At 34.4% G+C, this 15,191-nt stretch carries 15 protein-coding genes and 1 tRNA gene; 2 read left to right on the forward strand and 14 right to left on the reverse strand.

Features of this window, described 5'->3' with window-relative positions; genetic code table 11:
* The first annotated feature begins 544 nt into the window (after positions 1-544).
* Positions 545-2,119 (forward strand): YifB family Mg chelatase-like AAA ATPase, encoded by a 1,575-nt coding sequence (locus tag G634_RS0100920; RefSeq protein WP_035798450.1) that lies wholly within the window; start codon positions 545-547, stop codon positions 2,117-2,119.
* On the forward strand, positions 2,116-3,267 hold the full coding sequence (dprA, locus tag G634_RS0100925) for a DNA-processing protein DprA (RefSeq protein ID WP_035798454.1): 1,152 nt from the start codon (positions 2,116-2,118) through the stop codon (positions 3,265-3,267). Before G634_RS0100920 ends, dprA begins: the two co-directional genes overlap by 4 nt.
* A 486-nt stretch (positions 3,268-3,753) precedes the next feature.
* Here dprA and G634_RS0100930 read toward each other — a convergent pair whose 3' ends face one another.
* The 14 genes from G634_RS0100930 to G634_RS0101005 all read right to left on the reverse strand — a co-directional run bounded on the left by G634_RS0100930 (position 3,754) and on the right by G634_RS0101005 (position 15,182).
* A complete protein-coding gene (locus G634_RS0100930; RefSeq protein ID WP_026503714.1) occupies positions 3,754-4,332 on the reverse strand; it encodes a hypothetical protein in 579 nt (192 codons plus the stop codon).
* Between the two features lie 59 nt (positions 4,333-4,391).
* Complete coding sequence (locus G634_RS0100935; protein WP_026503715.1) at positions 4,392-5,456, reverse strand: type IV pilus twitching motility protein PilT; 1,065 nt, start codon at positions 5,454-5,456, stop codon at positions 4,392-4,394.
* Between the two features lie 169 nt (positions 5,457-5,625).
* The gene (locus G634_RS17480) at positions 5,626-6,705 is read right to left on the reverse strand and encodes a lysozyme inhibitor LprI family protein (protein WP_026503716.1); all 1,080 of its coding nucleotides are present in this window, start codon (positions 6,703-6,705) and stop codon (positions 5,626-5,628) included.
* A gap of 618 nt (positions 6,706-7,323) precedes the next feature.
* Positions 7,324-7,548 (reverse strand): hypothetical protein, encoded by a 225-nt coding sequence (locus G634_RS0100955; RefSeq protein WP_026503717.1) that lies wholly within the window; start codon positions 7,546-7,548, stop codon positions 7,324-7,326.
* Positions 7,523-7,903: a hypothetical protein gene (locus G634_RS0100960; protein WP_026503718.1), complete on the reverse strand. Its 381-nt coding sequence runs from the start codon at positions 7,901-7,903 to the stop codon at positions 7,523-7,525. The genes G634_RS0100955 and G634_RS0100960 overlap by 26 nt, the downstream gene beginning before the upstream one ends.
* Entirely contained in the window at positions 7,896-8,324 is a 429-nt protein-coding gene (locus G634_RS0100965) for a phage scaffolding protein (RefSeq protein ID WP_026503719.1), read from the reverse strand. Before G634_RS0100965 ends, G634_RS0100960 begins: the two co-directional genes overlap by 8 nt.
* Before the next feature lie 193 nt (positions 8,325-8,517).
* The gene (locus tag G634_RS0100970) at positions 8,518-8,928 is read right to left on the reverse strand and encodes an HK97-gp10 family putative phage morphogenesis protein (protein WP_026503720.1); all 411 of its coding nucleotides are present in this window, start codon (positions 8,926-8,928) and stop codon (positions 8,518-8,520) included.
* A 76-nt stretch (positions 8,929-9,004) separates the two neighbouring features.
* On the reverse strand, positions 9,005-9,166 hold the full coding sequence (locus G634_RS21055; RefSeq protein ID WP_155830478.1) for a hypothetical protein: 162 nt from the start codon (positions 9,164-9,166) through the stop codon (positions 9,005-9,007).
* Positions 9,163-10,284 carry a phage head morphogenesis protein gene (locus G634_RS0100980; protein ID WP_026503721.1) on the reverse strand — a complete coding sequence of 374 codons (1,122 nt, stop codon included), beginning with the start codon at positions 10,282-10,284 and terminating at the stop codon, positions 9,163-9,165. Before G634_RS0100980 ends, G634_RS21055 begins: the two co-directional genes overlap by 4 nt.
* A gap of 269 nt (positions 10,285-10,553) precedes the next feature.
* Positions 10,554-10,624 (reverse strand) — tRNA-Gly (locus G634_RS0100985).
* A gap of 90 nt (positions 10,625-10,714) precedes the next feature.
* A complete protein-coding gene (locus G634_RS0100990; protein WP_035798458.1) occupies positions 10,715-12,070 on the reverse strand; it encodes an MATE family efflux transporter in 1,356 nt (451 codons plus the stop codon).
* Between the two features lie 52 nt (positions 12,071-12,122).
* The gene (locus tag G634_RS0100995; RefSeq protein ID WP_035798460.1) at positions 12,123-12,548 is read right to left on the reverse strand and encodes a MarR family winged helix-turn-helix transcriptional regulator; all 426 of its coding nucleotides are present in this window, start codon (positions 12,546-12,548) and stop codon (positions 12,123-12,125) included.
* 109 nt (positions 12,549-12,657) lie between these two features.
* Positions 12,658-14,340 (reverse strand): MutS-related protein, encoded by a 1,683-nt coding sequence (locus G634_RS0101000; protein ID WP_026503724.1) that lies wholly within the window; start codon positions 14,338-14,340, stop codon positions 12,658-12,660.
* A complete protein-coding gene (locus G634_RS0101005) occupies positions 14,325-15,182 on the reverse strand; it encodes a purine-nucleoside phosphorylase (protein ID WP_026503725.1) in 858 nt (285 codons plus the stop codon). Before G634_RS0101005 ends, G634_RS0101000 begins: the two co-directional genes overlap by 16 nt.
* Positions 15,183-15,191 lie beyond the last annotated feature (9 nt).

The following is a 15,191-nucleotide window of genomic DNA, read 5'->3' on the forward strand; positions in this document are numbered from 1 at the left end:
GTGAGAACAAAAGTCAAGCGGCAAACTGGTCCAAGGCGAAGCCTTTTTAAATGGCCAGTTTGCGTAGTTTTTGGAACGTAGTGACAAAAAACTATAGGTTCTTGTTTTCATCAGGGAAATCAAGAACCGTACCAGACCAAAATTCGTCGTTAAGACAAATTTTGTCCTGCGAAGCAGGATTCTTGCTGATAATAATCATAAATCTCAGCAAGAAGTCATATAATTCTTATTACGCCATCGTTTTATAGTCTATTTTGGCTATAGTAAGCTGTAGTAACATTTTCATGAATGCTACTTGTGCAATCGGTTGTTCTAGTTATAATATAAGATTCTTATTTCCCTAAATCAATTCTGTAATGTAACCAAACTTTTTTGTGCTTAAATGATTTATCTTTAAGTAATATCAACAATTTATTGCGCAAAGTTGCGCACAGAAGATTGTTGCACAAAATTAACTTTTCTGATATAGTAATCGATGCTCTATGTTTTTTCTGACTTTACAAAACATAGATTTAAATATCTAAACGGAAGGGAATCCATCTATATGTTCAGTACTGTAACTTCTGGTGCTATTCACGGCATCCACAGTTATCTAATGCAAGTCGAAGTCGATGTTTCAAATGGTCTGCCATCTTTTACTATGGTTGGTCTACCGGGAGCTGAAGTAAGAGAAGCTTCTGAAAGAGTAAAAGTTGCTTTGAAAAACTGTGAAATCTGTCTCCCACCTTCGCATATCACCATAAATCTGTCTCCAGCTGACATTCATAAAGAAGGTGTTACTATTGATTTGCCTGTTGCAATCGGAATACTGGTTTCAAGTGGCAAAATTCCTCAAAGATGCATTGAAAATACACTTATTATCGGTCAATTGGCACTTAACGGGGATGTTAAGGGCGTAAGAGGCGTTCTTCCAATCGTTCAGATGGCAGTTGATCATGGAATAAAACGTTGTATCCTACCTATCGAAAATGTCTATGAAGGTGCTGTTCTAAGCTCTCAAATTGATATTATTGGTGTAAAAAATCTTATCGAATGTATCAATTACCTTAAAGCTGATGATTCTGAAAAAAATAGTATTATCTCTCCTACTCTCATTGATATTTCAAATCTTTTTGAACAAAACACTGAGGAAGACAATCTGGATTTTAAAGATATTAATGGTCAGTCTGCGTTAAAAAGAGCCATGGAGATAGCTGCAGCTGGTTTTCATCACGTACTTATGGTAGGACCTCCAGGTACAGGCAAAAGCATGATTGCAAAACGTTTTCCAACTATCATGCCTCCTTTGACAAAAGAGGAAAGTCTTGAAGTTTCAACTATCTATTCTGTTGCAGGATTAATGAAACCTAAGCAGCCCCTTATTACGAAACGTCCTTTCAAAGCACCTCACCATTCAATTACTCCTTCTGCACTGACTGGTGGCGGCAAAATTCCACAGCCTGGTGTCATATCTTTAGCTCACAGAGGTGTTTTATTTCTTGATGAACTTGCTGAATTCAACAGAACTACTCTCGATTTATTGAGACAACCTCTAGAAGATCATGAAGTTAATATTGCCAGACTAGGCGGAACTTTTACTTATCCAGCCAATCTGATGCTTCTTGGCGCAATGAATCCATGTCCATGCGGATATTATCCTGATAGAGGCAAATGCAGATGCTCTGAAAAAGAAATAAGAAATTACATGAGTCACATTTCCGGTCCAATTCTAGATAGAATAGACATCTGCGTTGAAGCTCCCCGCATAGATTATAGCGACCTTGCAGGAAGCGGAACTGTCAATGAATCCAGCTCTCAAATAAGAGACAGGGTTCTTAAAGCAAGAAAAATACAAGAAGAAAGATTTAAGGACTCCTCTATAAAATTCAATAGCGAAATGAGTCCCTCTGATATTAGAAAATTTTGCATACTTGGTTCAAATGAGCAAAATCTTTTAGAACAAATCTACAAAACTTTTGACCTCTCAGCAAGATCTTATCATAGACTTATCAAACTATCACGAACAATCGCTGATCTTGATAATTCAGAAAAGATTCTATCTCACCATATAACTGAAGCGGCTTGCTATCGCATGAATGATGCTATTTTCAATGTAAATAAAGAAAGTTTAAGAAAATGATTAATGAAATAAAAGAAAAAATAGATTTTTATGCTTTGTTCTCTACTCCGGGTATAGGAAAAAAAGCAATGTTTCATCTTATGGAACGTTATGCTAATCCTTCAACAGTCTGGAATATGGATGAAGAATCTGTAAAAAAGCTTTTCAAACCAAAACAGGCTGAAAAATTTCTTTCTTTCCGAAAAAACTTCGATCCTTTAAAAAGCTATGAGCATATGGAACAGCAGGGAATTAAAATGATTACATATCTTGACAAAGAATTCCCAAATAAATTAAAAAATATTCCTGACATGCCTTGTGCAATATTCGTAAAAGGAAGTCTTCCTGATCCCAATGCACCAAGTGTTGCAATAATTGGTGCCAGAATGTGCTCAGAGTATGGAAGATTTGAAGCAAGAGAATTTGGGTTGAAACTTGCAAGAGCAGGCATCCAGATTATAAGCGGTATGGCTCTTGGAATTGATGGCATTAGTCAAAAAGCAGCATTAAATGCAGGTGGGAAAACATTTGCTGTTCTTGGGAGCGGTGTTGATATATGTTATCCCTCTGAAAACATAGAAATTTATAATAAACTCGCAGAAAAAGATAGTAATGTTGGTGGACTTATTTCAGAATATCCTCCTGGAACCCCGCCTTCTTCTAGACTTTTTCCTCCAAGGAACAGAATTATCAGTGCTTTGTCAGACATTGTACTAGTCATTGAAGCAAGGAAAAAATCCGGCACTTTAATTACTGTTGATATGGCTCTTGAGCAAGGAAGAGAAGTATTCGCTGTTCCTGGTCGAATAACTGATAGATTAAGTGATGGATGCAACTATCTTATTAAACAGGGATCTGGAATTGCTCTTTCGCCTGAAGATATTATCAATGAATTTTCATATTGCACAAACACAGCTAAAGCATCATGTAACTCTTTACAAAACAGTAGTAAAGAAATATCACTTCCGAAGATTCCTCTAAATGAACACGAGAAAAAAATCTTCTCTGTTCTGGATATAAATCCAAAAAACAGCGCAGATATAATTGCAGATTTGAATAGAAAAGGTGATGCAATATCTCCTGAAATAGTCATGCAGAACCTCACTATGATGGAATTAAAAGGGATTATAAAATCCAGCGGATCAAACTATTTCATCACGCTGGATTAAAAATTAACAGAAAATTATAGGTTATTGTTTTCATCAGGAAAATCAATAACCGTACCAGACCAAAATTTGTCGTTAAGACAAATTTTGTCCTGCAAAGCAGGATTCTTGCTGATGATTATCCTAAATCTCAGCAAGAAGTCATACTTTTTTGTTTTATATAATCTGTTCTGATGTTTGTATATTTCGTCGCAGACACGCTTTCGCTTGATTATAAACGTAATGGTTCGTAATGCGCTAAAAAAACAGCGCATAAGAACCAACGTTTATAAACAGTTCTGCTCATGAAATATTACAAGCCATCAGAACTCATCTAATTAGTTAAAATAACAAAAACCTATAGATTTTTGTCACTGTTTTCCAAAAACTACGCAAACTGGCCATTTGAAAAGGCTTCGCCTTGGACCAGTTTGCCACTTGACTTTTGTTCTCACGAAACTCGCAGTAAATGCGAGTTTCTGATTATAAGTGACAAGAAGTCATGACTTCTTAATTCTCTTCCTTTGTACAAAGTATATTTCCGCAAAATTCACATCTAACAACAGTTCCTTTAGGAAGAAGTTTTGTTGCTTTGCAACCATTACATGTAACTGTAACATACCCATTAGAGGAATACTTGCGAATACGCTCTGGAAACTGAATAGTTGCACTGCTTTCGTCTATTACAACATTATGGAAAAAACCTATATCCACAAAATATCGTAGATTACTCAATGTATCAGAATATGATTCATTTTTAAGACTACTAAGTCTTTTGATAGAGCCACTTTCATCATTTTGAAGAATAGCAACATAATCTCGAAACTTAATTATGTTCTGTATTCTTTTATATGACATATAAATCATCCATCCACCCATGATGAACAGAAATACAATAAAAAGAGTCATTGAAAACATATTTGTAAGACTTTTATTTTTGTGAGAAAACAAACATTCTATGATAGTTATTGCCAGTCCAAGTAGTTCCATACTTATCCCGATTATTTTTTCAAATGCCGCAATATTACTACTCATAATAATTTTAGGATTCGTATGATCAAACCTAAAACTCTCTACCCTACTTTCCATATAGCCCATCTCCCATTATACATTACTATCTACTCACTAATTTTTTCAGAAGATAATAATTAAAATACCCCTAATTTGACACGCATTGTGTCTGGATCCTGCGCAAACGTCGATGCAATTTCTTTACTTATCCTACCAGCCTGATACAGATTTATTATTGCTTCGTCCATTGTTATCATGCCCTGTTTGCGATTAGTCTGCATTATTGTAATAAGCTGATGAGTCTTCCCCTCACGTATCATATTTCTGACTGCGCTGTTTACATGCAAGACTTCAAAAGCAGCAACTCTCGACCTGCCATCAAGAGTTGGTATAAGCTGCTGCGATATTACTGATTCTAATACATTCGCTAGTTGGACCTTAATCTGTTGCTGCTGATGCGGTGGAAAAACATCAATTATTCTATCAACTGTACTGGCAGCTCCTATTGTATGAAGTGTTGATAAAACCAGATGACCTGTCTCAGCAGCTGTTATAGCTGTAGAAATTGTTTCCAGGTCACGCATTTCTCCAACCAAGATTACATCTGGATCTTCTCTTAATGCAGATCTTAACGCATCTGAATACGAACTTGAATCAATACCGATTTCTCTTTGGTTAACTATTGATTTATCATGGTGATACAAGTATTCGATTGGATCTTCCAATGTTATAACATGTGATTCTCGATTCTTATTAATCTTATCAATAATTGCTGCAAGTGTTGTAGATTTACCAGAACCTGTTGGACCTGTTACTAAAACAAGACCTCTTTTTCTTTGATATAAATCAATAACAGACTGAGGAATTCCAAGCTCAATTGCATCTGGAACAGTTGTTGCTACCAAACGAAAAGCAAGCGCTATAGATCCTCTTTGCTTGAAAACATTCAACCTAAATCTTCCAATTCCAGCTATTGAAAATGCAAGATCAAGTTGACCATTTTTATCTAAAAACTCTTTTTGCTGTTCGTTCATAATCTTTTCAGCAAGTTCAAGCGTATCTGGCGGAAGCATTTTTCCATATTTTTCCATTGAAATCAACTGACCGTTTATACGCATTTTAGGCGGTATTCCGACTGTGATATGAACATCTGATGCATTCTTTACCTTAGCTTCTTCAAGTATTTCTTTTATATCTGCCATATTTTAACCCCTAAAATTAGTGTAGTTTAATAGTAAATAAAATTTGAATTTTATCACTTATATAATGCCCGATTAAAAAGTAGTACTTTCTGAAATATTAAAAAGAATTCTCAATAAATAATATTGTACAACGAAATTCCATCATTAACAAGTTAGGCAAAAATTCAGTTTATCTCAAATATACAAATGGAAACTGAAACTTATCTCCAACATTAAAACTTGAATTACCATTACTTGCTGTAACTTCAAATGAAGCGCCATCAAAGCCGTTTATCCTAATAATACCTTCTATACTTGAATCCTTAGCTGTGAATTGGATTTCACCATTACCATTATCTTTATATGAACCACTTATAGTCCCTGTTCTGTAAATAGAAATTACTGCTTCATTCTTAAATTCCCAATCAAGTCTTAATAAAAGAGAACTATATACACTTCCGGTTCCCTGATTGTCAATAAATATTCCTGCATTATCTGACATTACAGGCTTCATAGTAAATGACTCACCCTTTATCTTAGCGATTTCATTTGCAATAATATAGCATCTTGTTTTAGCAATATTTTCAAGAAGTTCTTGCCTTTCCTGAGGATAAATGCTTCCATTTTCTTCTCGTGTTCCTAAATATTCCAAAAAAATTTCATCCTGCATGGCTATCCAGCTTTTCTCATCTGCAAGCACTCTTTCCTTTGTCTGCTGATCTGCCAGCTTAGTAAATCTCCCCCAAAGATTATTTAGTTCGCAATCCCATACATGATGCTCCCAACCAGCTGCGACATTATATTCAAACTGGGTCACTGCAGAGTTAATCATACGTCCATATTTATCACTAACAAGCTTATCAACAAGAGTAAATTCTTCTGTAAGATTAGATGCAGAGGATACAACTGCCTCTACATCAGCTTTTATTTCCTCAGAATAATCATGTTCAAAATCAATTTTAAATTCACTTCCAGCCGTTGTACTTTGACGGTTTTCTGTATCTTCATCATCAGACGAATCGACGCTCCCATCTGATGATTGCAAATTCCCACTTTCTGATGTCTGAATGCTATTCTGAGTGTTAGAATTATCTCCTGATATTACTGTTTTTGAACTTGAAGAATTCTCAGCTCCAGTATCTGCAATTGTTGCAATACTTCCAAATCCAGATTCTCCAACATTTCCTTTATCTATCCCTGTTTGGCTGCAACCGGCAATAAGCATGCAGCCAGTAAATAATCCTAATAGATTAATACTTTTTTTCTTCATTTCTTTAGTTCTCCCATGTTGTTTGTTTTATATCCAAATATATTGACGCAATTCTTCTACATTATAGCATTTTTTGATGATGCTTTTCCTCATTTTAATGCCGTTAACGATTATATTGATAATGTGTTTTCCTTCTTTTGGCCAATTGAAACTTTTTGACAAATTTGCATAGGTTATTGTTTTCATCAGGAAAATCAATAACCGTACCAGACCAAAATTTGTCGCCAAGAGAAATTTTGTCCTACAAAGCAGTATTCTTGCTGGTGATTATCCTAAATCTCAGCAAGAAGTCATAAAAATAAGAGCATCTAATTTCTCAGATACTCTTACCTATATGTTAGAACATAAATTTTAGCCTTTTAAATTATCCCTAATGATTTGGTTGTATGTTGATTTGTTTTTTCAATCGCTTTTTTAAGGAAATGCGAAGGTTGCATACCAGAAGTTTTATGCCATTCGCCTTTACTGTCTTTAAATACCCAAGGTGTTTTCCAAAAATTTAAAGCCGCTTCACGTTGTGAAAACAATCCGCACTCTGTTAAAGCTTTCTTTGCTTGTTCTTACAAGGCTCTTTTAACTTCTTCGCTGTTATATCGAAATCCATGGTTGCTCCTAATGTCATTCAACATAATCTTCAACATTATCATAGTATATGTTATCCCTTGTTCTTTCAATGATATAAGCGAAATCTGTTGGTTCATCATTATTGCTCATAGCTTCTTCATCATACCTATCGTCTAACTCATCAATCAATCCCCAAAAATCATCATCTTTAAGATAATGTTCAAAATTAGAGATGATTTTCTTTAAGTTAATTCTATCTTTTTCTTGAATTTTTATCATTTGGATTTGCCTGTACAACCTTTCTTGTATCAACGTTTATTCTTGTTTCTACACTGCCAAAACGAAAAGACTGTGTTGGTCCGTATTTGTTCTTTTTTTCTGTGCCTATTTTTGTATATTTATTTATTAATGTTTCTTTTATCTTCTCTATTGTAACACCTCTTAGCACTTTGGGATTATTTTCATGCCACATATGCCCGAAAATTCTTGTTGTAAGATGTATTGAAACATCTTTGATTTCGATACCATTTGATGTTGTTAAGCCTATAAATTCATCTTTTGTTCTGTGATACATTTTAAGATACTCCTTATAACCTACTAATGCTTCTATTTCGCCTTTATCAATGTCACGCAAAAATATCTTTCAATTTGCCATCTTCACCTAACTCCATGTTAGTGAAATCTGTTACTCTAAGGATTGAATCAATCCTTTTTTCACTGATACCTGCATCTTTCAAAAGTTCGGTATAAACAGCCTTCTTATCATCCATGGCTTTCTTGTTTGCCTGTTCATCCTTGTAAGCTTTGAAATCAGCCTTTTCTTTCTCATACTTAGCTTTCCAATCATCAGAACCGCTAGCTTCTTTAAGCGCTTCATACTTCTTTTCAAGCTTTCCTTTTTCGGCTACTAACGCATCATAGCCTTCTGCCTTTTTCTCTGCTTCTTTTACAGATGCTTTTAAACCTTCCACTGTTTCAGTGTGTGCTTCAATGATTGCTGAAATCTGGTCTGCTGTCAGACCCATTCCGTTTAGCATGCTTCTTGTTAATGCCATTTTCTTTGAATCTCCTTTTCTTCGGTGTGATTTTCTTTACACATTCGATTCTGTGTTTCTCCGAAATTCGGTTCTTTGAATCTCTGTTTAACATTTAAACATGCTTTTAAGGCTCACTTAGACAAACTTTTGCATAAAAAATAAGAGCATCTAATTTCTTAGATACTCTTACCTATATGTTAGAACATAAATTTTAGCCTTTTAAATTATCCCTAATGATTTGGTTGTATGTTGATTTGTTTTCTTCGATTGCCTTTTTAAGAAAATGCGAAGGTTGCATACCAGAAGTTTTATGCCATTCGCCTTTACTGTCTTTAAATACCCATGGTGTTTTCCTGCCACCATTAGCATATATACCCGTTCCAAACTCAACATAAGGTGCATATTCCATGTTAGAAACAATATACACGCATCCTTCGTTCATATCAACCTTAGTGGCGATACTATTACGAAGTGGACCTGTATAAATTCGCCTTGGTGTTTTTCCAAGATTTAAAGCCGCTTCACGTTGTGCAAACAATACGCACTCTGTTAAGGCTTTCTTTACTTGTTCTTCCAAGGCTCTTTTTACTTCTTCACTGTTATCCTTGAAATCAAACTCCATTGTTTATGCTCCTTATAGTGCTTTAATTGCAGACAATAGCTTTGCCATATCTTTAAAATCTTTCATTTTCCCCTTCTTAATCAAACATTGAATATAGCTTAGTCACTCTTTCATCAAGTTCTTTTAAATCTCTTGGAATATTTGTTTTCAGATGCCGCCCTTTTTCATCATAATAAACCCACTTTTCCTCAATTTCATCAAGTTTTTTTACTTCTTCTTTGGTAAGTGCTATTGTCATGTTATCACTTCCTTTACTAATTCAATCAATCTGATATCATCTATTGCTTTTTTATCATCTAGCACCATAACATCTGCAATAAGTTCATTCAAATTTTCATTTCTATTAAATGCTTTTTGCGCATTTTTGCTAATATTTTTTTGAATATACTTTCTTTCATACACTTGTTGTTCTTTTACATATTTCCGTAAATCGTTTTCTAACTCTTGCTTAATTATATCACTGTCTTTCCCAGATGATACAGAAAGTGAAAAAATTTTATCCCAATGTTGTTTATGATACATTTCATGTTTTAACGTTTCTTCTGCATTTTTTGCGGCATAATAACCATTATTAACTTCTTGTTTGATGTATTTTGCATCACTAAGTTTGCTATTAACATATAAACTATTATCCCCATGGTCATATGCGGCTACAAATGAAGAATTTCTTAAAATCACAACATTATCTACTTCTTTTAACAATGGAATATTTTTCTTGAATTTTTCAATCATATTAACTGTTTCTATTGTATCTTTAGAATAATGCTGAACATAAACATTATCAAAGCCTTTTAGCTTATAACCTTTAACTTTTAAAGAACCAGAAGAAAAGTTTTTAGCCATTCCCATGTTGTCTACACTTGCTTCTTTTTCTTCAAGCCATTCTCTATATGATTCTACTGTGTTTTCTGTCCTCTTCTGGTTATATTTCGGCATATAAGCCTGCATTGTGCATCTGCAATTATAAACTTCTGATGGTGAGCCGTTAGGATCAGCAGGGAAGCGCAAGCCATTAGGAAATGTTTCTTCGTTTCCAACTGTTACTCCATCAAGTGCCGCATGTGAATCTCTTACCCTTGCATCACCTGCTGTTATCCATTCCTTTTGCAGTTCTATTCCCATGCTAGCCGCATCATTAAAAGTTTTCTGTCTGCCGCCATTCTGTGCACCTGTCATTGCTGTTCGTGCGTTTCTTATGGCACTGTTTCTGTTCATATCGGTTACATGCTGAAACGAATCTGCAAGTTCTTTCAAAGTCTTGCCTTGCACAATAGCACTTGTAAGAGCATTGTTAAGCTTCTTTTTGTTCCAAACAACATCCTTCTTTTCGTTTATTTTCAAATTTTTCGGGAACAAGTCGGGTTCTTCTAGCATCAAACGTTTTACAGAAAATATATGTTAATCAATTGAAATCAAAATCTGCTTAATATACTGATAAAGCAAATAAATATTTTGCTGATAATTTGGTAGAGAAGAATAAGCAAAAAGAAGAATGAATGTTTTGCATTTCATTTTGCATAACGCTTTCATATAGCGAAAATCGTTTATAATGTATAACAACAAAAAATGTAGCAAATATGCGACTTACAACATAAAACCGCATAATTGCTACATTTCCTAATATAAGCAGATGACGGGAATCGAACCCGCCTCACCAGCTTGGGAAGCTAGTGTTCTACCGATGAACTACATCTGCAAAAATAATGTGAATTATCAGAATAACTCTGTCAACAAAGAAAATTCTATCACATTATTTTTTAAAATTCAACGCTTTAGCAGGCTATATTCAAATATTTTTTTCAAAATATCCGTATTTTTTATTTTTGGCAATTAAAAATGTCCATGAAACCAAAAATGCTGCTATTTCAGCAACTGCAACTGCACACCAAATCCCATTTATTCCGAATATTTTGGGAAGAAATATTACTGACAATAGTTCAAATACAAGACTTCTAAGTCCAGATATTACAGCAGAAACAGGTCCATTATTAAGCGCTGTAAACACTGCAGAAGCAAATATATTGCCTCCTGCAAAAAGAAAAGCAAACAAAAATAGTCTGAACGCTCCAATTGTCATATTTAGAAGATCTGCATCATATCCAACAAATATCATAGATATTGGTCTTGCAAGAAGTTGTGCCAGTAAAAACATTAAAACTCCGCCAATATACTCTATTATAAAGCTTTTTTTGAATACATTTGCGAGTTCTTTTTTGTTACCTGCACCAAAGTGAAAACTTACTATTGGTGATGTTCCAAGTGAGTATCCAAATAAAATTCCAATAAAAATAAATTGAACATACATTATTACTCCGTATGCTGCAACACCATTCTCTCCTGCATAATAAATGAGAATCCTGTTATACACCATACTGACAACAGAAGAAGCCACACTTGTCATAAGTTCTGATACGCCATTAAACGCAGCTTTACTCACCGCACTACAATCAATTGGTGTTAAGGTAAATCTTAGCAAACTTTTATTTGGGTTCATGAAAAAAATAAGCGGGATTACTCCACCAATAAATTGACTCGTTCCTGTAGCAAGAGCCGCTCCAACTACTCCCCATTTAAAAACTGCTATAAACAGAGCATCTAATGCCATGTTTATAGCACCTGCTGCAACTGTAATTATAAGCCCTAGTTTTGGTTTTTCAGCTGCTACAAGAAAGCTTTGGAAAATATACTGAAGTTCGAAAGCTACCATAAACACTATTACACATCTTCCGTACATTACTGCGTCATCAAAAATCACATTTGATGCTCCAAGTATTTTTATAATCTCTGGCATCAACCCAAAACCAACAATGGTTAGAACTCCACCAATTATTATTGCAACTTCAACCATCATTGAGAAATATTTGTTCGCAAGTTCTTTTTTATCTTCTCCTAATGTCTTGGCAACAAGGGCTGTTCCTCCTGTTCCAAACATTGTTCCAAATCCTCCCAATATCATAAGAGAAGGCATTACCATATTTATAGCTGCAAATGCATTTTTACCCACAAAATTTGAAACAAACAAGCCATCAACTACACCATAAACTGATGTTAGTACCATCATAAATATTGTTGGTAAACAATACCTTAAAAGTCTTTTATAATCGAAATGATCCGATAATTGAATTATATCTTTTCTACTCATATCATCCTTACCAAAAATCTCGTCTAAACAAAACATCTCTAAAAAATGAAATCTATAGTTTTTTCACTAAAAAATCCAGTTTATTCATAAAGTCTCTATTTAACTTTATAATCAATTGTCTTTCTTCTTCTGTCCAGCTATCAAAAATCTGATTTTCGATTTCAATAAGCCGTGCAACAGTGTTATTCATTAATTCTCTACCTTTATCCGTCAGATATACTCCTGTACTTCTACCATTTATAGCTTTAAATATAAGATAGCCATCTTTTTCCATATTCTTTACAGCTGTATTGATTGTAGTCTTCCCTATTCCAGTTAGAGAACAAAAATCTTTCTGTGCATATCCTTCTCCTCTTTCAAATAAAATATACAAAATGCACATTTGGGCATCAGATAAGCCAAGTCGTCTAGCCGCTTCATGATACAACGCATCTGTGCCTTCCATTATCATGTTAAGTTCTTTTAATTTTACTTCCATAAACACCTCACATTAATAAAAGTCCGAAACCGTACAATTATATTAGTACGATTTCGGACTTAATGTCAACTACTATTTTACCATTTTCTGTTTTACTAAGCAGTAGACTTTACTTCCATGAACCTGTTTTGTCAAAATTGTCAGCCATAGCCTGTGCCGCATCTACAATTCCGCTGTCATAACCTATCATACTTAAAAGTTTTATCGCATTTCGATTTGTAGCAGGTCCTTTTTTCAAAGTATAATCAAATTTAACATCGTTACCTGTTACTGTTCCTTCGAAATGATAATTCTCATAATCTTCTTTGAGCAGTTCTGTAAGTTCTATATCATGAGTTGCTGCAAAACATTGAATCTTATCATGTTTTAAAAATCTTAATATCTGTGTTGAAGCTGCAATTCTTTCAACTGTATTAGTACCTCTAAGAACTTCGTCTATAAGGCATAGAATCTTGTTTCCATCTCTTTGAGCACTATCTAGTATTCTCTTTAATGACTTGATTTCAACAATATAATAACTATCTCCTGAAACTAAATCATCTCTAAGTGCCATGGAAGAATAAACTCTATACATTGGTGCATTATAGCTTGTCCCAAGTACGGTGTGAATAGACTGAGCCATAACAGCTGATATAGCAATTGTTTTTAAGAAAGTTGACTTTCCTGATGCATTTGATCCTGTAAGAAGAACGCTTCTATCGGTGTGAATAGAATTAAGCACAGGATTATTCATATTCGGATGATACAGATTTTCAGCATTATATTTTTCTGAGCTATTGTCAAAAACAGGAAGACAATAATTATCATTTAATGATGCTCTATACATCATAATAGATAATTCCATATCAATATGCCCCATGGTTGTTATCATTCTGTCAATTATGTCTTTATTATTTTTGAGCTGAGCATACATCTGATTGAACTTGATTAAATCAAGATGTGTAATCATACATACATAATTCAGCAGTACATTAATAGGATCACCACTTGACGAGAGTCTTGTAGGAGACATTATAATAAAACTTCCGCGTTTAAAAGATGCCATTTTCTCAGCATCTTCCTTTAAGGTCTGCGTTTCCTGTCTAAGAACTTCATCGTCAATTTTGGATATCATAGATGCACAGTCTGAAATTCTAATAACATATCTGAATGTTTCAAGATATGGCTCTATTTCTCCTTTATAAGCAAAATATCTAACAATATTCACAAAAAGAAGCGCAATTGAAAGTACAAAGAAAACCCCAAAATAAAAAAATGTACCAATAACTGACAACAAAAGCAATACATCAAGTAAAATATGTGATTTATTACTTGTATTTTTTAATTCGTCAAGCCTGTCAAGGTATTCATAAAGTGAATACTTTCCAGAATTCCCCATTTTAGCGAGGATAAGCATGCACTTTTCACTCAACTTCTGATTTTTTGAAAAATGCTCTATATGTTTTTCCTCGCTCACAAAATCATCACTTTGCTTTGGAGTTCTTAATCTATGGTAAAGATATTCCTGTCCTGCTCCAGATTTGCAATAGTTTATTCTTTCATAAACTGCATCAAGTCCAAGATCATTCCATGTAATGTCATCTATTGTGTTGTCATCACGGTGAGTAATTGAATACCTTGGAATAGCGGCAAGGCGCGCCTTTGAAAGTTTCAAATTTGGTGCCTTGCCCATGTTTTTTCGATTATCAGCAATAAATTCACGTTCTGCAACTATTTCATTTCTTATCCCAAGCAAAAATGCTATAAAAAGAAAAAGAACTACAATTCCAATAACCATTAAATAGACTTGCATGTCAATCCTTCCTTATCGATAGCTTTTAAAAATTCTGTCACAAGTTTTGTAAAACGAGGTGCTGCCATATCTGCTGCCTCCTGAACTTCCTTATGAGACAAAGGCTGCGCATTCATTCCGGCTGCAAGATTACAAATGCAAGATACTCCGCAAATCTTCATTCCCATATGATTTGCTGCAATTGCCTCTACTACTGTACTCATACCGACACTGTCTGTTCCAAGAGTTCTGAGCATTCTGATTTCTGCAGGAGTCTCATAACTTGGACCAGTAAGCTGACAGTAAACTCCTTCTTTAAGCGGAATCTTGTTTTCAACTGCTACTTTTCTAAGAATATCCTGAAGATGTACGTCATATACATGACTCATATCCGGAAACCTAACACCAAATTCATCAATATTTGGTCCTATGAGCGGATTAGGTGCAAAACATGAAATGTGATCTGTAATAAGCATCAAATCACCAGCTTTAAAATTATAATTCACTCCGCCAGCTGCATTTGTCAGAAAGAGAATCTTTGCACCTAGTTTTGCCATAATTCTTGTCGGCATGACAACATCAGAAATAGAATATCCTTCATAAAAATGTACTCTTCCCTTCATGCAGACAACTTTTGTATCGCCTACTGTTCCAAATATGAATCTTCCATCATGTCCCTGCACTGTAGAAGTTGGCATTCCTTCAATTTCAGAATATGGAATTTCGCACTCGATTTTGATGTTACTTGCATAGTCACCAAGTCCAGAGCCAAGAATAAGTGCAACATCTGGTACAAAAGAAGTCCTTTTTCTGATTGAATTAACACATTTACTTATTTTATCTAATATTACATTCTCTACCATAGTATTTCT

The sequence above is a fragment of the Butyrivibrio sp. NC3005 genome (assembly GCF_000424545.1).
Classification (GTDB): Bacteria; Bacillota; Clostridia; order Lachnospirales; family Lachnospiraceae; genus Butyrivibrio.

Coding starts and splice junctions, on each gene's coding strand:
- G634_RS0101000 (WP_026503724.1), bottom strand. CDS start 14,340: ATGCAAGTCTATTTAATGGTTATTGGAATTGTAGTTCTTTTTCTTTTT.
- G634_RS0100935 (WP_026503715.1), bottom strand. CDS start 5,456: ATGGCAGATATAAAAGAAATACTTGAAGAAGCTAAGGTAAAGAATGCA.
- G634_RS0100995 (WP_035798460.1), bottom strand. CDS start 12,548: ATGGAAGTAAAATTAAAAGAACTTAACATGATAATGGAAGGCACAGAT.
- G634_RS17480 (WP_026503716.1), bottom strand. CDS start 6,705: ATGAAGAAAAAAAGTATTAATCTATTAGGATTATTTACTGGCTGCATG.
- G634_RS0100990 (WP_035798458.1), bottom strand. CDS start 12,070: ATGAGTAGAAAAGATATAATTCAATTATCGGATCATTTCGATTATAAA.
- G634_RS0100965 (WP_026503719.1), bottom strand. CDS start 8,324: ATGGCATTAACAAGAAGCATGCTAAACGGAATGGGTCTGACAGCAGAC.
- G634_RS0100955 (WP_026503717.1), bottom strand. CDS start 7,548: ATGATAAAAATTCAAGAAAAAGATAGAATTAACTTAAAGAAAATCATC.
- G634_RS0100930 (WP_026503714.1), bottom strand. CDS start 4,332: ATGGAAAGTAGGGTAGAGAGTTTTAGGTTTGATCATACGAATCCTAAA.
- G634_RS0101005 (WP_026503725.1), bottom strand. CDS start 15,182: ATGGTAGAGAATGTAATATTAGATAAAATAAGTAAATGTGTTAATTCA.
- G634_RS21055 (WP_155830478.1), bottom strand. CDS start 9,166: ATGACAATAGCACTTACCAAAGAAGAAGTAAAAAAACTTGATGAAATT.
- G634_RS0100970 (WP_026503720.1), bottom strand. CDS start 8,928: ATGGAGTTTGATTTCAAGGATAACAGTGAAGAAGTAAAAAGAGCCTTG.
- G634_RS0100920 (WP_035798450.1), top strand. CDS start 545: ATGTTCAGTACTGTAACTTCTGGTGCTATTCACGGCATCCACAGTTAT.
- dprA (WP_035798454.1), top strand. CDS start 2,116: ATGATTAATGAAATAAAAGAAAAAATAGATTTTTATGCTTTGTTCTCT.